At 68.7% G+C, this 19,906-nt stretch carries 11 protein-coding genes; 8 read left to right on the top strand and 3 right to left on the bottom strand.

Features of this window, described 5'->3' with window-relative positions; translation table 11 throughout:
- The first annotated feature begins 23 nt into the window (after window positions 1-23).
- From HF877_RS11635 to HF877_RS11610, 6 genes are all read left to right on the top strand, one after another.
- Window positions 24-1,043, top strand: coding sequence for an ABC transporter substrate-binding protein (locus HF877_RS11635; RefSeq protein WP_169621318.1), 1,020 nt, complete (start codon window positions 24-26; stop codon window positions 1,041-1,043).
- 114 nt (window positions 1,044-1,157) lie between these two features.
- Window positions 1,158-10,454 (top strand): non-ribosomal peptide synthetase, encoded by a 9,297-nt coding sequence (locus HF877_RS11630; protein ID WP_169621317.1) that lies wholly within the window; start codon window positions 1,158-1,160, stop codon window positions 10,452-10,454.
- A 35-nt stretch (window positions 10,455-10,489) separates the two neighbouring features.
- Window positions 10,490-10,711: a phosphopantetheine-binding protein gene (locus HF877_RS11625; protein ID WP_169621316.1), complete on the top strand. Its 222-nt coding sequence runs from the start codon at window positions 10,490-10,492 to the stop codon at window positions 10,709-10,711.
- A gap of 10 nt (window positions 10,712-10,721) precedes the next feature.
- Window positions 10,722-11,972, top strand: coding sequence for an enterobactin transporter EntS (gene entS, locus HF877_RS11620; RefSeq protein WP_169621315.1), 1,251 nt, complete (start codon window positions 10,722-10,724; stop codon window positions 11,970-11,972).
- A 90-nt stretch (window positions 11,973-12,062) separates the two neighbouring features.
- Window positions 12,063-12,737, top strand: a complete 675-nt coding sequence (locus tag HF877_RS11615) for a YrhK family protein (protein ID WP_169621314.1) — start codon at window positions 12,063-12,065, stop codon at window positions 12,735-12,737.
- A 118-nt stretch (window positions 12,738-12,855) separates the two neighbouring features.
- Window positions 12,856-13,779 carry a DUF5996 family protein gene (locus HF877_RS11610; protein ID WP_169621313.1) on the top strand — a complete coding sequence of 308 codons (924 nt, stop codon included), beginning with the start codon at window positions 12,856-12,858 and terminating at the stop codon, window positions 13,777-13,779.
- 54 nt (window positions 13,780-13,833) lie between these two features.
- Here HF877_RS11610 and HF877_RS11605 read toward each other — a convergent pair whose 3' ends face one another.
- The 3 genes from HF877_RS11605 to HF877_RS11595 all read right to left on the bottom strand — a co-directional run bounded on the left by HF877_RS11605 (window position 13,834) and on the right by HF877_RS11595 (window position 16,659).
- Window positions 13,834-14,241, bottom strand: a complete 408-nt coding sequence (locus HF877_RS11605; protein ID WP_296551430.1) for a hypothetical protein — start codon at window positions 14,239-14,241, stop codon at window positions 13,834-13,836.
- A gap of 75 nt (window positions 14,242-14,316) precedes the next feature.
- A complete protein-coding gene (locus tag HF877_RS11600; RefSeq protein ID WP_169621312.1) occupies window positions 14,317-15,189 on the bottom strand; it encodes a siderophore-interacting protein in 873 nt (290 codons plus the stop codon).
- Window positions 15,190-15,219: 30 nt separating this feature from the next.
- Complete coding sequence (locus HF877_RS11595) at window positions 15,220-16,659, bottom strand: MDR family MFS transporter (RefSeq protein WP_169621311.1); 1,440 nt, start codon at window positions 16,657-16,659, stop codon at window positions 15,220-15,222.
- Between the two features lie 104 nt (window positions 16,660-16,763).
- Between HF877_RS11595 and HF877_RS11590 the strand changes: the two genes are divergently transcribed.
- Together HF877_RS11590 and HF877_RS11585 are read left to right on the top strand one after the other, a co-directional pair.
- Window positions 16,764-17,648: a phosphoribosylaminoimidazolesuccinocarboxamide synthase gene (locus tag HF877_RS11590; RefSeq protein ID WP_169621310.1), complete on the top strand. Its 885-nt coding sequence runs from the start codon at window positions 16,764-16,766 to the stop codon at window positions 17,646-17,648.
- 6 nt (window positions 17,649-17,654) lie between these two features.
- Complete coding sequence (locus HF877_RS11585) at window positions 17,655-19,817, top strand: S9 family peptidase (RefSeq protein ID WP_169621309.1); 2,163 nt, start codon at window positions 17,655-17,657, stop codon at window positions 19,815-19,817.
- Window positions 19,818-19,906: the final 89 nt, after the last annotated feature.

Below are 19,906 nucleotides of genomic sequence, written 5' to 3'. Positions count from 1 at the left end.
AGAACACATCTGGGAGAAACGTCATGCGGGTTCTTGAACGTAGCCGGGCGCGTAGCGTCGCGGTTCTCGGTGCGGCTGCGCTGCTCACGGCCGGCCTGGTGGGCTGCTCGAGCGACAGCGGCGATGCCTCGGACAGCACGGAGGCGGCTGCTACCCGGACGTTCGAGGCGCAGAACGGCTCGATCGAGATCCCGTCCGATCCGCAGCGCATCGTCGCCTGTGGCTACGCCGCGTTCCCGCTCATCCAGGCCGGGGCGAACCTTGCCGCGGTGTGCGAATGGACCCGCGAGATCGGGAGCATGGACGAGGAGACGCTCGCCGCGTACGAGGAACTGCCGAAGGTGGCACCCGACGGAGCAGCGAGTGAGCTGAACTACGAGGCCATCACGGCTGCCGAGCCCGACCTGATCATCATGGGCGTTCCGGCCCGCGTGCAGTCCCAGGTCGACATGGCCAAGCTCGAGGCCCTTGCGCCGGTCGTGTTCCTCGGCCCCACCAACCCCGGCGACTGGCGCTCGCTCGGCGAGCAGTACGCCGACGCCGCCAACGTCGGTGACGCCTACGGGGAGTTCAAGTCGGAGTACGAAGCGCGTGCCACCGAGATCGCGGACAAGTACGCGGATACCCTCGGCAGCCTGAACTTCGCCGGCCTGTGCAGCACCTGCGGCACCGAGCCGGGCGAGTTCTTCCGCGAGTACAAGTCGTCCTACACCACCAACCTGTTCGACGACCTCGGCTTCACGTTCCCCGGCGAGCCCGTCGATCCCGCAGACGTCCACGGCGAATACGTCTCGCTCGAGCAGCTGCCGCAGAACCTCGCGGACGCAGACGTGATCGTCTACGGCCTCGAAGCGGACGGCTCGGTCTCCGCCGAACTCCAGGAAGTCTTCGACTCGCCGCTGTGGCAGAACCTGCCCGCCGTCAAGGCCGGCAACCTCGTCGGCGTCCAGCACGCCAACGCCGCCACGTACGAAACCGCGCTGCTCGCACTCGACTCCATCGACGCCGCGCTCGACAAGTTGCCCGCGAACCAGAAGCAGTAACACCGTCGCGGTCGACCACCGCGGCTGCCATCGACCGAACGGCCCCCGATGTCCCCGACTCGGGGGCCGTGTTCGTCGTGCCCGACACGCCCGTCTCCGCCCCGGAAAGCTGCCATGACTCGCTCCACTGCGCTCGAAGACATCGTTCCGCTCTCGCCGCTGCAGCAGGGTCTGCTCTACCTGAGCACGATCGCCGCTCCCGCCGAGCCGGCCGGCAACGACGGCAGCGCCGAGCCCGACGCGTACACCGTGCAGTCGGTGCTGCGTCTGTCGGGAACGGTGGACGAGGATCGCATGCGCACGGCAGCGCAGGCGCTGCTCGACCGGCATGCGTCGCTGCGGACGTGTTTCCGGCCCCGCAAGGACGGGCGCACCGCAGGACTCGTCGTACGCGGTGTCGAAGCGCCCTGGCGCAGCGTGGATCTGACGGGAACACCGGGCCCGGAAGCGGAACGGCGCATACAGGACCTGATCGACGCCGACCTCCGCCACTGGTTCGACCTCACCCAGCCCCCGCTCGTGCGATGGCACTTCGTCAGGTTCGGTGCCGACGACGTGCGGCTGCTCCTCACCACGCATCACATCGTCGTCGACGGATGGTCCACGCCGATCATGGTGCGGGAGCTTCTCGAGCTGTATGCGGCGGGCGAACCCGCCGCGCGCGCCGGTACGGTGCTCGGCCCGGTGCGGCCCTATCGCGACTACCTGGCATGGCTGGAACGGCAGGACCACGGCACCGCGCGGCAGCTGTGGCGCGAGACCCTCGCCGAATTCACCGAGCCCAGCCTGGTCGCCCCGCCCGGATCCACCCGCGCCACCGAGCCGTGCGCCGAGCTGGCCGTCACCGTGCCCCCCGGCCTCGCCGAGCGTCTCGGCACGCTGACCCGCACGGCAGGCGTCACGTTCAACACCGTGCTGCAGACCGCCTGGGCGATGCTCCTGTCCGGTCTGCTCGGGCGCGACGACATCGTGTTCGGCGCGACCGTGTCGGGCCGCCCACCCGAACTCGCCGGCGTCGAATCCATGGTCGGCTTGTTCATCAACACCGTCCCCGTCCGTGTCCGGCTCGACCCACGCGGCACCGTCACCGAGACGCTGCGGCGGGTCCAGCTCGATCAGTCGCGCACGGTGGACCACCAGTATCTCGGGCTTTCGGACATCCAGCGCGACGCCGGGATCGGCGAGTTGTTCGACACTCTCACCATCTTCGAGAGCTACCCGGTGGACCGCGAGGCGCTCGAGCGCGCGCAACAGTCCGGCGGCGTCACCATCGCCGGTGTGGAGGCACACGACGCCACCAACTATCCGCTCGTCCTCACCGCAGGACTCGCCGACGACCTCGTCGTCAAGCTCGACTACCGTCCGGCGCTGTTCACCCGTGACGATGCGGCGGCCCTCGGGTCCCGGCTCGTCGCGATCCTCGAGGCCCTTGCGTCCGATGCGGAGGCACCCGTCGCAGCACTCGACGTGTTGCCCGGGGCGGAGCGCGAGCAGGTTCTCGGAGCATGGTCTTCGGGAGCCGGGTCTTCGGGAGCCCGGTCTTCTGCGGCTGCGGACCCTGCCACGGGGACCGTCGTGGATGCGCTCACCCGGCAGTTCCGGAAGCGTTCCGGCGATCTCGCGGTGGTGAGTGGCGACCAGCGGCTCACGTTCGACGACCTGGGCACCGAGTCCGCCCGTCTCGCACAGCTACTCATCGCACGAGGTGTGGGTCCCGACGACCGTGTCGGACTCGCACTGCCGCGCACTGCCGTGATGGTCGAGGCGATCGCGGCGGTGCTCACCGCAGGCGGGGCGTACCTGCCTCTCGACCCGTCGTACCCGGCCGACCGGCTGAAGCATATGGTGACCGACGCTGCGCCGGTCGTCGTGATCAGTACGTCCGGAGTCGCCGGAGAACTCGGTGACGTGCTCGCCGGAGCCGACGTGCTGCTGCTCGACGATCCCGCTGTGGAACGGACCCGTGCAGAGTTCCCGGCGCGCCCGGTCACGGACGGTGACCGCCGCGCACCGCTGCGAGCGGGACATGCCGCCTACGTGATCTATACGTCCGGTTCGACGGGGACTCCGAAGGGGGTCGTCGTCTCCCACGACAATCTCGCAGATCTTCACGCGGCCCAGAGAAAGACGTTGATGCTGCCCGGGATACGGGAGCCGCGCGGGAGTCAGTGGCGTGTGCTGCTGACGTATCCGTTCGCATTCGACTCCGCCGTCGCCGCGCTCACGTGGCTGTTCGACGGGCACACCCTGCACCTCCCGGACGACGACCGCCGGACCGACGTGCACTACCTCGTCGAGTACGTCCGCGCCCACCGCATCGACTACGTCGACACGGTGCCCGTACTCATGACCCGCTTGCTCGAGGGTGGCCTCCTCGATCCCGCACACCACCGGCCGGCCAAGGTGACCGTCGGCGGTGAGGCCGTGAGCGGTGACCTGTGGCGCACGCTCGCCGGATCCGGCGTCGAAGCCTTCAACTGCTACGGCCCCACCGAGTGCACCGTGGATGCCTCGTACGCGCGCATCTCCGGCGGGCCGGTCACGATCGGCGGGCCGACGCCGGGCACCCGGCTGTACGTGCTCGACCACTGGTTGCGGCCCGTCGCGCCCGGAGTGGCAGGAGAGTTGTATATCACCGGAAACGGCGTCGCGCGAGGGTATCTCGGACGACCGGGCCTGAGCGCCGACCGCTTCGTGGCCGACCCCTGTGCCGGGTCCGGTGAGCGCATGTACCGCACCGGAGACGTAGTGCGCTGGACCCGGGCGGGCGTTCTGGAATACGTGGGCCGAGACGACGACCAGGTCAAGATCCGCGGCTACCGCATCGAACCCGCCGAGGTCGAGGCCGCGACCGACGCCTGTCCGGGCGTGCGGGCGTCCGTGGTCGTTCCGCACACGGACGGCAAGGGCGTGACCAGACTGGTCGCCTACGTGGTGGCCGACGACGCCCTCGAGCCCGGGAATCTGCGTACCGCCCTCGCCGCGCGCCTGCCCGAGTACATGGTTCCCGCCACGGTGGTCGTGCTGCCGGCTCTTCCGGTGACGGCGAACGGAAAAATCGACAAGAAGGCCCTTCCCGAACCGGATTTCGCGGCTCTGACCGGTTCCGGCGAGGCGACTACGGAACTCGAGACGACGTTGTGCAGCGCGTTCGCCGACGTACTCGGTCTCGAACGCGTAGGCGTCGACGACGACTTCTTCACCCTCGGCGGGGACTCCATCGTCTCGATTCAGCTGGTGGCGCGACTCCGGGCCGCCGACATCCAGGTCACCGCGCGTCAGGTGTTCGAACTGCGCACCGCGGCCGCGATCGCGGCGGCGCACGACACCGCGCCCGCAGCGGAGGCGGGACGCGAGACGACCCCGGCCGTCGGACCGGTTCCGCTCACCCCGATCGTCTACGACACCCTCACGCACATGTCTGCCCACACGCTGCGGACGTTCACCCAGTCCCGCCTGCTGGTGACACCCGCGGGTCTCTCCACCGGCGACCTCGTCGCCGGTGTGCGTGCTCTGCTGACAACCCACCACATGCTCCGGTCGCGCTTCACCGTCGAGGCCGACGGGAACGCGCCTGCCTCCTGGACCGTGCCCGAGGAGGTACCCGACGCCGAGGGGCTGGTCCGGCACGTGGACGTGCGTGGACTCGACTCCGGCCGGTGGCAGGCAGAGTTCACCGCCGCCCAGGACGCCGCCCGGGCCGCGATCGATCCCGCTGCCGGCGTGATGGTGCAGCTCGTCTTCTTCGACGCCGGACCCGAGGTGCCCGGCCGCGTGCTGGTGACGGTGCACCATCTCGTGGTCGACGGGGTGTCCTGGCGCATCCTCGTCCCGGACCTCGCGAGTGCGGTCGACGGTGCCCGCCGTGGTGCCGCCCGTGCGCTCGAGGAACCGCGAACCTCGTTCCGGGACTGGGCGACCGGACTCGCGGAGGCCGCACACTCGGATCGGGTGACACAGTCCCGCTCGGTCTGGTCGCGATCCTGCACCGACACCGCGGGCGGCGCGAGCGAGCAGACCGCGCTCGGTTGCCGCGCGCTGGACCCCGCCCGCGACACGGTGTCGACATCGGCGTCGGTCGAGGTACAGGTTCCCGGCGACATCACCGCACGCATCCTCACCTCTGTACCCGCCGCCTTCCGCACCGGCGTCGCCGATGTCCTGCTCGCAGCCCTTGCGATGGCGGTGACGTCGGTCCGCGGCGGATCGGCGGTCCGGGTGCACCTGGAAGGACACGGCCGCGAGGAGCACATCGTGCCCGGCGCCGACCTGTCCCGCACGGTCGGCTGGTTCACCTCGATGTATCCCGTCGTCCTCGACCTCGGCGCATCTCCCGACAACCCTGCCCTCTGCCTCGCCCACGTCAAGGAGTCGCTGCGCGCGGTACCGGACAACGGAATCGGATTCGGGATCCTGCGGCGCCTGTCCGGCGGGGACGACGACCTGTTCACCGGCTACCGCGCTCCCGAGATCGTCTTCAACTATCTCGGACGCATGACGCTCGGGGAGACCGCGTCGGCTCCGTGGTCGGCGGCTCCCGAGGCTGCCGCGCTCGGCGGATCCGTCGACCCGGCCACGCCGCTCGATCATGTGCTCGATGTCAACGCGATCACCGACGACGGCCCGGACGGTCCGGTGCTGTCCGCCGAATTCACCTATGCCACCGGCCTACTGGACGCCGTGACGGCAGAGCGGATCGCCCGCGCCTGGGGCGAGGCGCTCGCCACCCTGTCCCGTGTCGCAGACGAACCCGCCGCAGTTTCCCTCACCCCGTCCGATCTGACGGCGACCGGGCTGACGGTCGAGGAGACGGCGGAACTCGGCCGCGCGGGCACCGGCGGGCTCGAGGACGTCGTACCGCTGACCCCGCTGCAGCGCGGCATGTACTTCCTGTCGGGTCTCGACGAGGACGGCGTCGACGTCTACACGATGCAGTCGGTTCTCGATCTCGACGGTGTGATCGACACGGTGTTGCTGCGCCGCAGCATCTCTCGTCTGATCGAACGGCATGCCGTGCTGCGCACCGGCTTCCGGATCTCCGCTTCGGGTGTCCCGATCGGGGCCGTCGCAACCGCGGTCGAGACGCCGTTCGAGGTGATCGACCTGTCCGCGGACGCCGACCCTGCCGGACGCGCCGACGCATTCGCGGAGTCCGACCGTGTGGACCGGTTCGCTGCCGACACCGCACCGCTCGTCCGCTTCCGCCTGCTGCAGTTGTCCGACGACCGGTCGCGCCTGGTGTTCACCGCACACCATCTCGTCCTGGACGGGTGGTCCACGCCGCTGCTGGTGCAGGAACTGTTCCAGATCTACGCGGCCGGTGGTGACACATCGGGTCTGGCCCGGGCGGTGCCGTTCACCGACTACCTCGCCTGGCTCGACCGCCAGGACGGTGCCGCCGGACTCGAGGTGTGGCGCGAGGCGTTGTCGGGTGTCGAGGAACCGACACTCGTCGCACCAGCCGGGTCGTCGATGCAGGCCGAACTGCCCGGCGAACTCTCGATCGAGGTTCCGGACGCGTTGTCGGAGCGGCTTCTGTCCGTGAGCCGCTCCCGCGGTGTCACGGTGAACACCGTGGTGCAGACGGCGTGGGGACTGCTGCTCGCCGCGCTCACCGGACGGCCGGACGTGGTGTTCGGTGCGATCGTCTCGGGGCGCGTGCCGGACGTCCCCGGTGTGGAGTCGATGATCGGACTGTTCATCAACACCGTCCCCGTGCGGGTCCGCACTTCCGCCGAGGAGTCGGTCGCAGAGTTGCTCTCGCGCATGCAGTCCGAGCAGAACCGGGTGATGGATCACCAGTACGTCGGTCTCGCGGACGTGCAGCGCGCCGTAGGAGTGGGCGAACTGTTCGACACCCTGCTGGTGTTCGAGAACTATCCGGTGGACCGCGACGCCCTCGATCGCGCCCAGCACGACAGCGGAGTCCGGGTGTCGGCGATGAACGGCACGGACGCCACCAACTTCCCCCTCGTCCTCGTCGCGGGGTTGCAGGACACGCTGCGCCTGGTGCTCGAATACCAGCCGGCGGTCTTCGGTGAGAACGACGCCGCAGCGGTAGGACAGCGGCTCGTCCGGATCCTCGAGCAACTCGTCGCAGACCGGCCGGTGCCCGTCGCGCACCTCGACGTGCTGACCGACGCGGAACACCGGAACGTGCTCGGCCGGTCGGACACCCCGCACGCGCCCGCGTCGGGAGCGGCCACGGTTGCCGACCTGCTCGACGCGCAGATCGCCCGCACCCCGGACGTTCCGGCGGTCGTGTCCGGTGCGGTGACATTGTCGTTCGCAGAACTCGGGGACCGGTCGGCCCGTCTGGCACGTCTGCTGATCGGTGCCGGTGTCGGCCCCGAGACGGTCGTGGGATTGGCCCTGCCCCGGTCCGAGCACATGATCGTGGCCATCGCCGCCGCGATCCGGTCGGGCGGCGTGTACGTGCCCATGGATCCGTCCTATCCCGCCGACCGCCTGGCACACATGATTGCGGACTCCGGACCGTGCGTCATCGTGACCACCGCAGACGTCGCCGGCCGGATCGACGCCGTCGCGGGGGAGACCCCCGTGGTCGTGCTCGACGACCCCGCGACCCGGAAAGCCCTCGCGTCGCTGCCCGCGACCCCCGTGACCGACGCGGACCGTCGCGCGGTGTTGCACCCGGACAACGGCGTGTACGTGATCTACACGTCGGGATCGACCGGCGTGCCGAAGGGCGTCGCCGTCACCCACGCGAATTTGCTCAACCTGTTCGACAGCCACCGCGCCGACCTCTACGTGCCCACGGTCGCCGCGTCGCAGCGCGAGGTCGTCGGCGTGGGCCACGCGTGGTCGTTCGGCTTCGACGCGTCGTGGCAGCCGACGCTCTGGATGTTCGACGGCCACACCGTGCACGTCTTCGACGAGGACACGATGCGCGATCCGGAACGGATGGTCGCCTACACGATCGAGCACCGTCTCGATTTCCTCGAGGTCACCCCGTCCTTCCTCGACCGGATGCTCGCCGCAGGGCTCTACGACCATCCGCACCGTCCCGCCACGGTGGGATTCGGCGGTGAAGCCGTCAACCCCGCGTCGTGGCGCCGCCTCCGGGAACTCACCGACGGGCGCGCATTCAACCTGTACGGACCGACCGAATGCACCGTCGACTCCCTCGTCGGCAAGGTCACCGACGCCGATACACCGTGTCTGGGCAGAGCGGTGCACGGCGGCGGCGCGCACGTCCTCGACGCGATGCTCAGGCCCGTTCCGACGGGCGTGGCGGGCGAGCTCTACATCTCCGGAGACGGTGTCGCACGCGGCTATCTCGGCCGTCCCGACCTCACCTGCACCCGGTTCGTCCCGAACCCGTTCGGCAGCAGTGGATCCCGGTTGTACCGCACCGGCGATGTCGTCAAGCGGGTGGCCGGGGCGGACGGTCACACCGTGCTCGAGTTCCTCGGTCGCGGCGACGACCAGGTCAAGATCCGGGGTTTCCGCGTCGAACTCGGCGAGGTCGAAGCGGCCCTCACGGCCGTACGCGGCGTACGCGACGCGGTCGTGGTCGCGCACACCGACAACCGCGGCGTGGTTCGACTCGTCGGCTACGTGACACCGGACGGGGACGTCGACCCGGCCGCCGTTCGGGCTGCGACCGCGGTGACATTGCCCGACTACATGGTCCCCGCCGTCGTCACGGTGCTCGACCGATTCCCCGCGACCGTCAACGGCAAGGTCGACCGGAAGGCACTGCCGGAACCGGATTTCGCGGCGCTCGTCGGGTCGCGGGAACCGAGCACTCCCGCAGAGGCGGCGCTCGCCGCCGTCGTCGCAGACGTCCTCGGACTGGACCGCGTCGGTGCCGACGACGACTTCTTCTCCCTCGGAGGAGATTCCATCGTCTCGATGCAGCTCGTCTCGAAGGCACGTGCTGCCGGTGTGCGGATCACGACCCGTCAGGTCTTCGAACTGCGCACCGTCGCGGATCTGGCCGCGGCGGCCGACACGGCCGGTCCGGTGCACGAGCGGGTCTACGGCACCGGCGAAGCGATCGGTGACGTCCCGCTCGTGCCGATCGTGTGGGAGGCACTCGGTTGGGGAAGCGACCTCGGCCGCTTCTCCCAGGCCCGGTTGCTCGTCGCTCCGTCCGGGCTGACTGTGCCCACGTTGCAGACGGCCGTCACGGCGCTGCTGGATGTGCATCCGATGCTGCGATCTCGGTTCCGCGCCGGGGGTGCTCGTCCGACGTGGACGGTCCCGGCGGAGCGCGCGCCGGAGGTCCCCGCCATCGATGCACTGGTCCGGCGCGTCGACGCGACGCATCTCGGTGAGGCCGGCGTCGACGACCCGCGGTGGCAGGACCTGTTCGCTGCCGAACGGGAACGGGCCTATTCCTCGCTCGACCCGGACGCGGGCGTGATGCTCCAGGTGGTGTGGTTCGATTTCGGGCCCCGGACCGCGGGTCGTGTCCTCGTCGCCGTTCACCACCTGGTCGTGGACGGGGTGTCGTGGCGGATCCTGGTCCCGGACCTGGCGGACGCGGTCGAGCAGGCCGCCGGTGGCGGAACCATTCGGCTCGCCGCCTCCGGTACCCCGTTCCGCGCCTGGGCCACCGGACTCGTGGAGGCGGCACGATCGGAGCGGGTCGTCGAGTCCTGGCCGGCCTGGGAACCCGCCCTGTCGACATCCGAGCCGTCCCTGGGAGAGCGTGGCCTCGATCCTTCCGTCGACACCGTGTCCGCGCTCCGCTCGGTCCGCGTGCGTGTCCCGGTCCCGGTGACCGAACGGGTGCTCGCCGGCGAGTCGATCAACGAGGCGCTGCTCACCGCGCTCGCTCTGGCAGTGGCGTCGGTGCGTGGCGGGGACACCGTGCGTGTCGAACTCGAGGGACACGGCCGCGAGGAGGATGTGGTGCCGGGCGCCGACATCTCCCGCACGGTCGGATGGTTCACCTCTATGTTCCCGGTTGCCCTCGACCTCACCGGAATCGACATCGGCGACGCGCTCGAGGGCGGCCCGGCCGCAGGTGACGCACTCGCCCGCGCCACCCGGTCGTTGCGCGCTCTGCCGGACAACGGGATCGGTTTCGGTGTGCTGCACCGCTTCAATCCGGAGTTCGCGGACCGGTTCGCCGGGTACCGCCGACCCGAGGTGGTGTTCAACTACCTCGGCCGGATGACGCTCGGCGAAGAGACCGGCGCCCCGTGGTCGGGTGCCCCCGAGGCGCCGGCACTCGGCGGGTCGGTGGATCCGTCGACACCGCTCGATCACGTCCTGCACGTCGACGCGATCACCGAGGACACCGAGGACGGTCCCGTCCTGGACTGCGAATTCGCCGCGGCCACCGGAGTTGTCGGCGCCGGCACCCTCGAGTTGCTGTCACAGCGCTGGGTGCAGGCACTGACCGCCCTCACCGGTCGCCGATCCCCGGTCGCCTGAACGACTTTCGAACCGTCAGCAGAAGGAGACAGAACATGTTGGACCGCGCGACCATCTTCGCCGATACCGCCCGCATCCTGGAGGTGGAGCCGGACGAGCTCGACCCGGCCGTGAATCTGGTGGACCAGGGCCTCGATTCGGTGCGCCTGATGGCGCTGATCGAACAGTGGCGTGGCGCGGGCGCAGACATCGATTTCGTGTCGCTGGCATCCGAACCCGACCTCGAGCAGTGGTGCGCCCTGCTCGCCGGACAGTGAGCGGATCGCCGTGGCCCTCCTCGAGAAACTGACCATCGACCTCGATCCGATCCGGACCAGTCGCGAATTCCGGTACCTGTTCACCGCGCGGGTGGTGTCGCTGCTGGGGCTCGGGTTCCTCATCGTCGCGGTCCCGGTGCAGGTCTACCAGCTCACCGGATCCACCGCCCAGGTCGCGGCAGTGACCGCGGTCCTCGGAATCACCACGTTCGCCGCGACTTTCGTCGGCGGTGTCCTCGCGGACCGGTTCGACCGTCGCAACGTGATCGCCATTGCGCGGGGGACCGCGGCGGTGGCTTTCGCGCTGCTTGCCGTCAACGCCTACCTGCCCGAGCCACAGATGTGGGCGATCTACCTCATCTCCGTTGTCGACGGGGCGGCGGGCGGTATCTCGGCGACCGCCCTGATGGCCGTCACCCCCAGCCTGGTTCCGCGCGACAAGCTCGCGGCGGCCGGAGCCCTCATGGCGCTCACCGCAGATCTCGGCTCGATGGTCGGCCCGGCACTGGGTGGTGTCGTGATCGCCGCCGGTGGCGTGGGCCTGGCCTATGCGCTCGCCGCGTTCACCACCGTGATCACCACCGTCTGCATCACCCGGCTGCCACCGCTGCCGCCGGCGACGGTGTCCGTCGAATCACCGCTGAGATCGATCGCCGCGGGCTTCACGTACGCGTTCCGCAACCGGGTGATCGGCCAGGTGCTCGTCGTAGGTTTTGCCGCGATGCTGCTCACCGGCTGGGCCGTGCTGCTCCCGGCGTTCGCCGACCGCGTGCTCGGCGCGGGGCCGTCGGTGGTCGGGTTGCTCTATGCCGCGCCGGCTGTCGGTGCCGTCCTCGGTTCGCTCACGAGCGGCTGGACGGGTTCCGTCCGTCGGTCGGGCCTGGTCGTCTTCGTCCTCATGGCCGTCTCGGCCGCAGGGCTCGCCGGAGCGGGCGCGACCGGCGTGACCGCGGTGGTGCTGCTGGGCCTGGCAGCGTACGGATTCGGCGACTCGCTCGCCGATGTGATGCGGTATGCGACGGTGCAGCGCAACACGGCCGACGAGTACCGCGGGCGTATCGCCGCGGTGTGGTCTGCTCAGGTGACTGCGGGTACGTCGCTCGGTGCGATCGCCGCCGGTGTGATCGCGTCGGTGGTGCCGATGTCGGTGGCACTGACGGTGTACGGAGTCGCCGGTATCGTGCTCGTCGTCGTGATGTGGGCGTCGTTCCCGACGTTGCGGCGGTTCGTGGACGACGATCGGCTCGAACCTGTCTCCTGACCACGGTCGGCGTCCGGTGTAGCCGCAGACCCGGCCGTTCGATCGAACCGTCCACGTCCGGTGTGCAGAAACGCCGCTTATCGTGACCGCATGGGGTGGCACCGCCAGAATTCGGGTTTCCGGGGTCCGTCGTTGGGGTTTGCGCTGGGTTCACTGTTGTTCGCGATCGGGGCGGCCCCCGGCTACGCGACGACGGTCGGTGCCCATATCGGCAACCTCACCTACTTCGCCGGTTCGCTGTTCTTCACCGCGGCCGCGTTCGCCGAGTTCCGGTTCACCGGGCGGGTTACTCCCGGACCGTCGACGTCCCGTGTCAACCGGTACGACTGGTGGTCCGCCCTGACCCAGTTCGTCGGCACCGTGCTGTTCAACCTCAGTACAGGTGCCGCCGTGATCCGCAGTCTGTCGGCACCCGAACGAGACGAGTTCGTCTGGCAACCGGATATGTTCGGGTCGCTGTGTTTCCTCGTCTCGAGTGGACTGGCCGTCGTCGCGACGACCGATGTCGACGGCCTGTGGGATCCGCACGCCCGCAACTGGGCCAGCACGTGGCTGAATGCGGTCGGTTCGATCGCGTTCGGTGTCTCCGCGGTCGGATCGCTCGTCGTCCCGGCCACGCAACGGCTCGAAAGCGCGACGGCCGCGAATCTCGGCACGTTGACCGGCGCGGTGTGTTTCCTCGTTGCTTCGCTGTTGATGCGTGCCCCCGGCCCCCCGCGGTCGCCGGTGGACGGCACGCCGCGGGGGCGACCCTCCCGTTCGTGAAGACTGTCGATTTCGAGCAAGCACCCGGCGTGATTTCCTCCCGTCCAGCCGAGTCTCGCCCGGCGCGCGCAAAAGTCGGTAAGAATGCGGTAATCGAACTCCGACCGTGGGAGGTGCCGTGAACCGATCCGTCGAGCGTCCGGACGACGAGTGGCCGAGTCTGCGTGTCGCCGACTGGGCCGCCACCCGCGACACCCTGCACATGTGGCTGCAGATCGTGGGCAAGATCCGGTTGGTCCACTCGCCGCCGGTCAACCATTGGTGGCACACGACGTTGTACGTCACGCCACGCGGCTTGGGTACCTCGTCGATTCCCTACCGCGGCGGTGTGTTCGATCTCGAATTCGATTTCTGCGAGCACAACCTCGGGATCCGTTCGAGCGACGGAGGCCGTAGCGCCGTCCCGCTCACGGCGCAGCCCGTGTCGGAGTTCTACTCGCGCACCTTCGGCGCCTTGGATGAACTGGGCATCGAGACCCGGATCCATGGTGCGCCCAACGAGGTCGACCCGGCGATCCCCTTCGCGCAGGACCACCAGCACAGCACGTACGACCCCGACGCGGCACACCTGTTCTGGCGGCAACTGCTCCGAGCCGACCGTGTCCTGCAGCAGTTCCGGGGCGAGTACCTGGGCAAGGTCAGCCCGGTTCACTTCTTCTGGGGAGCAATGGATCTGGCCTGCACCCGATTCTCGGGCCGCACCGCACCGCCACATCCCGGCGGAATTCCGCACTGCCCCGACGAGGTGATGACCGAGGCCTACTCGCACGAGCTGAGCAGCTGTGGATTCTGGCCCGGCGGTGGAGACGAGGGCGCCTTCTACTCGTATGCCTACCCCGCTCCGGACGGCTACGCGGACCGTCCCGTGCGCCCGGATGCCGCGTACTACTCGTCCGAACTCGGCGAGTTCGTGTTGCCCTACGAGGCGGTGCGCACGGCAGCCGACCCCGACGCGGAAGTGCTGGGTTTCCTCCGCAGCACCTACGACGCCGCAGCGGATCTCGGGAACTGGGATCGCGCGCACCTCGAGCGTTCGACCTAGCGGACGGCTCGGAAGCCGGCCAGTCGGCGCTGCCCACCGCCGGGGGCGGGCTCGTCAGAAGTGTGCGTTCCGGACGCCGTGCGCCCACAATTCGATCGCCGCGTAGCCGTCGCCGACTCCTTGCGTGTACGCCACCAGTGCACCGTAGAGGCGGCTGCCTTCCGCGGCCAATTCGATGGTGCCCACCCAGTCGGCCGCACGCGCCATGACGTGCGCCGAGATGTCCGTGACGTCGCGCGTCGCGCCGGAGACCGCGGTGAACGACTCGTCCGCGATCCGGAACGTCTCGGTCACGCCCCGCCAGTAGTACTCGGCGTCCATCGCTGAACGCAGTGACTGATAGTCGGTCGTGTCCTGCATCGCCCTGGCATTCCGGAGCTGGTTCGCCGCATGCTCGGACGATCCCAGCGGGACGTATGTCATGTCGTCGACGGTCTCGTTGCCTGCACGTCTGGTCCTCACCGCAGAGATGGTGCCCGATCGCGCGGCAGAACGAAACATCCGGTCTGTAACGATCCGCGCGACCGGGGTGGGTCCTCAGTGAGCGTGCTGGTGATCGTGGTCGTGATCGTGGGGGAGGACCTCGTCGTGTTCGTCCTCGACCCGGTCGTGGTCGGCGGTCTTGCCGTAGCCGGTCTCCGTCATCCCGCGTCGCCAGTAGCCGATGACGAGCGTGGCTTTACGATCGAATCCTGCCTCGTTCCGCAGCCACTTGCGCATCGCCAGCACGGTCTTCGACTCCGCCGACACCCACGCGAACTTCGTGACGTCACCCCCGGGGATCTCGATCGCGGTCGCGGCGTCGAACAGTTGATCGGTGGTGCCCGCGGGTGCGCCGTGGCGGTGGATCCAGCGGATCTCCACGCCGTCGGGATGGCGCAGGTCCTGCTGCTCGTGTTCGTCGGCCACCTCGATCAGGGCGACACCGCTGGCGTCTTCGCGCATGTGCTCGAGCATCCGCCCGATGGCGGGCAGGGCCGTCTCGTCACCGACGATCAGATACCAGTCGGCCTCACCGGCGGTCACTCCGCCCGCGCCCGCGGCAGCGATCACGTCCCCCGGGCGGGCATGTTCGGCCCAGCCGCTCGCGAGGCCCTCGTCGCCGTGCTTGACGAAATCGATGTCCATCTCGGCGGTCTCGGGGTCGAGGCGGCGGACCGTGTATGTGCGAACCTGCTGTTTCACGGTCGGATCGGGCCATGCGAGCCGCCCCCATCCGTTACGGGCCGGCACCTCGAGTCGACCGTTCGCGCGGGGAAACACCAACTTGATGTTCGGCACCCGGCCCGGGACGGAGGCATATTCGGCGACGCCGGGGCCGGCGAACGTGATCCGGCGCATGTGAGGCGTGATGTCCTCGACCCTCGCCACTTCGATGAGGACGGGGAGCATCCCGTATTCGTTGGTCATAGCGGACACCTTAGGGCACCCTGACCACATTCAGGCAGAGTCGGATTCCGATTGCCGGCGGTTCGGAATGAGTGCGACACAGAAGGTGAGGACGACCGCGCAGACGAGCACCGCTGTGAAGACGGGTGCGACGGACGCCGCAAGCTCCGCGGCGTCCGGGACGGATCGGCCGGTGGGCGCATCGGAACGGGACAGCGCGGTGTTCGCGAGCGCACCGAACACGGCGACACCCACGGCGCTTCCCAGTGCGCGGGCGAAGGCATTGGCACCGGTGACCACACCCCGCTCGGCCCACTCGACACTCGATTGTGCGGCGATGAGTGCGGGGCTCGCGATCAGGCCCATTCCGAGACCGATGAGCACGCAACAGCCTGCGACGTGCCACGGCGAGGATCCGATTCCGAGCCGGGTGAGCAGGACCGCCCCGGCCAGCAACGGCACCGCACCGACCAGGCCGGTCAGCCGGAACCCGATCCGCAGATACAACCGGCCGGACTGCGACGCCGCTATGGGCCAGCCGATGGTCATCGTGGCGAGGGCGAATCCGGCGACCAGCGCGGACGTACCGAGAGCACCTTGCACGAACGACGGGATGTACGACGTCAACCCGAGTACGACCGCGCCGACGAGGGCCGAGACGGCGCTCGTGGTGATCAGGACCCGGCGGGTGAGCACCCACATCGGCAGGATCGGTTCGGCCGCGCGGGACTCGATCCATCCGAAGACCACCAGCAGGGCGATCCCACCGGCGAAGATGCCGATGCTCATGCCCGAGGACCACGCCCACGACTGGCCACCCTCGAGCAGGCCGAGGATCACGAGCGCGGCGCCCGCGGCGAGTGTCACCGCGCCCGCCCAGTCCACGCGTCGCGCGCTGCCGGAGGGACGGTCCTCGTGGAAGTTGCGGACGATCACCCATGCGGCGATCGCGCACAGCGGCACGTTGATCCAGAAGATCCACCGCCACGACCAGAAGTCGGCGAAGACCCCGCCCAGGGCCGGACCCACGACCGCGGACATCCCCCACACACTGGCGAGATATCCCTGTGCCTTCGCGCGCTCGGCCACGGTGTAGATGTCACCGGCGACGGTCTGCGCCATGGGCAGCACGGCACCTGCACCGAGGCCCTGGACGGCGCGGAACGCGATGAGGGCGGGCATGCTCCACGCCAGCGCGCACAACACCGATCCCAGCGCGAAGACCGCGATGCCGAACAGCAGCACCGGCGTGCGGCCGAAGGTGTCCGACAACTTGCCGTACACCGGGACCAACACCGCCTGCGTGAGCAGGTAGTTGGAGAACAGCCAGGGGAACTGGGTGAATCCGCCGAGGTCGGCGACGATCGTGGGCACCGCCGTCGCGAGGATCGTGCTCTCGAGCGCAACCAGGGAGGTCGCGAGCATCAAGGCGATGAGGATCGGCCCGCGCTCGGAGCGGAATCCGACATCCACCCGTGACGATGCAGTCATGACGCCCCTGTCCTGGCTCGAACACCGGTTCCGGACCATTGTCGTCGATGGGATATCCGCCACGGCGTTCGGTCCCCGTCCGCATCGCGCACTAGGGTGTCAGCGTGCGTCCTTCACTCGAGTCCTATCCCCACCTCGCCGGCGGCAAGGTCCGTGATCTGCATGTCGTCGACGACGAGCACCTGCTTCTCGTCGCCAGCGACCGGATCTCGGCCTACGACCACGTGCTCGACACGCCCATCCCCGACAAGGGCCGGGTCCTCACCGCGATGAGCGTGTTCTTCTTCGATCTGCTCGATGCGAACAACCACCTCGCCGGCGAACCCGACGACGAGCGCATCCCGGAAGAGGTACTCGGCCGCGCGCTCGTGGTGAAGCGGCTAGAGATGGTGCCCGTCGAGTGCGTCGCGCGCGGTTTCCTCACCGGGTCCGGCCTGCTCGACTACCGCGCCACCGGCGCGGTGTGTGGCGTCGCGCTTCCCGAGGGTCTCGTGGAGGCGAGCATCCTGCCCGAACCGATCTTCACTCCGGCCACGAAGGCCGCGCTCGGTGATCACGACGAGAACATCACCTTCGACGAGGTGGTCGAGAAACTCGGTGTGAATCTTGCGATGAAGTTGCGTCAGGACACCCTCGACATCTACGGCCGCGCCGCGATGTACACCTCCGAGCGCGGCATCCTGCTCGCGGACACGAAGCTCGAGTTCGGCCTGGACAAGGCCGGCAATCTCGTTCTTGCCGACGAGGTGCTCACTCCCGACTCGTCGCGGTACTGGGATGCCGCCGAGTACGAGGAGGGCAAGGTGCAGCCGAGCTTCGACAAGCAGATCGTCCGTAACTGGCTCACCAGCGAGGAATCCGGCTGGGACCGCGCGTCCGACACTCCGCCGCCGGCGCTCCCGCAGTACATCGTCGACAAGACGCGTGCGCGGTATATCGAAGCCTACGAGCGTATTTCCGGGCTCTCCTTCGACGATTGGATCGGCTGAACGCAGATGACCTCCTCGAATTCGACCCCGCCGGTCGCCCAGAAGGTTCCGCACGAGCGTGTCCATCACGGCCACACGTTCGTCGACGACTACGAATGGTTGCGCGACAAGGAATCACCCGAGGTCGTCGCGTACCTCGAGGCCGAGAACGCGTGGACCGACGCGCAGACCGCACACCTGGCGCCGTTGCGTGAGTCGATCTTCGAGGAGATCAAGTCCCGTACGCAGGAAACCGACATGTCGGTTCCCGCTCGTATGGGCAACTGGTGGTACTACGCACGGACCGTCGAGGGCAAGCAGTACGGCATCCAGTGCCGGGCCCCGATCACGGACGCGGACGACTGGACGCCGCCCGAGGTCACTCCCGGCGTCGACCTGCCGGGCGAACAGGTGCTGCTCGACGGAAACGTGGAAGCCGAAGGGCACGAGTTCTTCTCCATCGGCGCGTTCTCGATCAGCCAGGACGGCACGCTGCTGGCGTACTCGACCGATGTCGTCGGTGACGAGCGGTACACGCTGCGCTTCAAGAATCTCGAGACCGGTGAACTGCTCCCCGACGAAATCACCGGCACCGCACCGGGAGCCACATGGGCCCTCGATCACAGCCACGTCTTCTATCAGACGGTGGACGAGTCGTGGCGCCCCGACACCGTGTGGCGGCACAAACTCGGGACCCCGCGCGACGAGGACGTGAAGGTCTTCCACGAGCCCGACGAGCGGTACTGGGTGTCGATCGGCTCGACCCGCAGCGAGAAGTATCTCATGATCTGGGTCGGGTCCAAGATCACCACCGAGGGCTGGATTCTCGAATCCGATGATCCCACAGGTGAATTCAGAGTTCTCCTCCCGCGTCGTGAGGGTGTCGAGTACGGCGCCGAGCATGCGGTGATCGGCGGCCGGGACCGGCTGCTGATCATGCACAACGATGTCGACCCGGAGACGGGGGAGAAGGCCGAGAACTTCGTCCTCGCCGAAGCGCCGGTCGACGACCCGTCGTCGCTGCGCACCCTCATCGGGCACCGCCACGACGTGCGCCTCGAAGACGTCGAGGCGTTCGAGGGTCACCTGGTGCTCGGCTACCGGCGCGAGGCGCTCACCCGGATCGCGGTGTGGCCCCTCACCGACGACGGATACGGCGAACTCACCGAACTCGAGTTCGACGAGGAACTGTTCGCAGTCGGTCCGGGTGGCAATCCCGAGTGGAAGCAGCCCGTCCTGCGCCTCGGCTTCACCTCGTTCATCACCCCGACCCGTGTCTACGAGTACGTCGTGGCCACCGGCGAACTGCTGCTGCGCAAATCGCAGCCGGTGCTCGGCGATTTCGATCCGGCGCGCTACGAACAGCGCCGCGAATGGGCCACCGCCGAGGACGGCACCAGGATTCCGCTGTCGATCGTGCAGCGCAAAGACCTGGCGGACGGGCCGGCTCCGACCTTGCTGTACGGCTACGGATCCTACGAAGCCAGCATCGATCCGGGATTCTCGGTAGCCCGACTGTCGTTGCTCGACCGCGGCATGGTGTTCGTGGTCGCGCACGTGCGCGGCGGCGGCGAGATGGGCCGGCACTGGTACGAGAACGGTAAGACCCTGACGAAGAAGAACACCTTCACCGACTTCGTCGCGTGCGCGCGGCATCTCGTCGACGAAGGTGTGACCGGCCCGGACCGGCTCGTGGCGGACGGCGGCAGCGCGGGCGGCCTGTTGATGGGTGCGGTCGCCAACATCGCTCCCGAACTGTTCGCGGGCATCCTCGCGAACGTGCCGTTCGTCGACCCGCTGACCTCCATCCTCGATCCGTCGCTGCCGTTGACGGTGATCGAGTGGGACGAGTGGGGCAACCCGCTCGACGATCCCGAGGTGTACGAGTACATGCGCTCCTACAGCCCGTACGAGAACGTCGGAGCCCACGACTATCCGGCGATCCTCGCGATCACCAGCATCAACGACACCCGCGTGCTGTACGTCGAACCCGCCAAGTGGGTCGCGAAGTTGCGAGCCACCAAGACCGGCGACTCGCAGTTGCTGCTCAAAACCGAAATGAGCGCGGGGCACGGTGGTGTCTCCGGTCGCTACGAGAAGTGGCGCGAAGTGGCTTTCGAGTTCGCGTGGGTGCTCGAGACGTCGGGTGCCTATCGCGCGGAGACCGCGCCGCGACCCGCCGGGTCGTAACCGGCGGGTTCGTGCGACTGCTGCCCGGTCAGCGGCGGAACAGGGACCGCAGCGTCCGAGCCGGGCTCGGCGCCGGAGCGGTGTCCTGA

The sequence above is a fragment of the Rhodococcus sp. BL-253-APC-6A1W genome (genome assembly GCF_012843405.1).
GTDB lineage: Bacteria > Actinomycetota > Actinomycetes > Mycobacteriales > Mycobacteriaceae > Rhodococcus.
This window is presented reverse-complemented; position numbering and strand designations above follow the sequence as displayed.

Coding starts and splice junctions, on each gene's coding strand:
- HF877_RS11635 (WP_169621318.1), top strand. CDS start 24: ATGCGGGTTCTTGAACGTAGCCGGGCGCGTAGCGTCGCGGTTCTCGGT.
- HF877_RS11630 (WP_169621317.1), top strand. CDS start 1,158: ATGACTCGCTCCACTGCGCTCGAAGACATCGTTCCGCTCTCGCCGCTG.
- HF877_RS11625 (WP_169621316.1), top strand. CDS start 10,490: ATGTTGGACCGCGCGACCATCTTCGCCGATACCGCCCGCATCCTGGAG.
- HF877_RS11595 (WP_169621311.1), bottom strand. CDS start 16,659: ATGACTGCATCGTCACGGGTGGATGTCGGATTCCGCTCCGAGCGCGGG.
- HF877_RS11600 (WP_169621312.1), bottom strand. CDS start 15,189: ATGACCAACGAATACGGGATGCTCCCCGTCCTCATCGAAGTGGCGAGG.
- HF877_RS11585 (WP_169621309.1), top strand. CDS start 17,655: ATGACCTCCTCGAATTCGACCCCGCCGGTCGCCCAGAAGGTTCCGCAC.
- HF877_RS11615 (WP_169621314.1), top strand. CDS start 12,063: ATGGGGTGGCACCGCCAGAATTCGGGTTTCCGGGGTCCGTCGTTGGGG.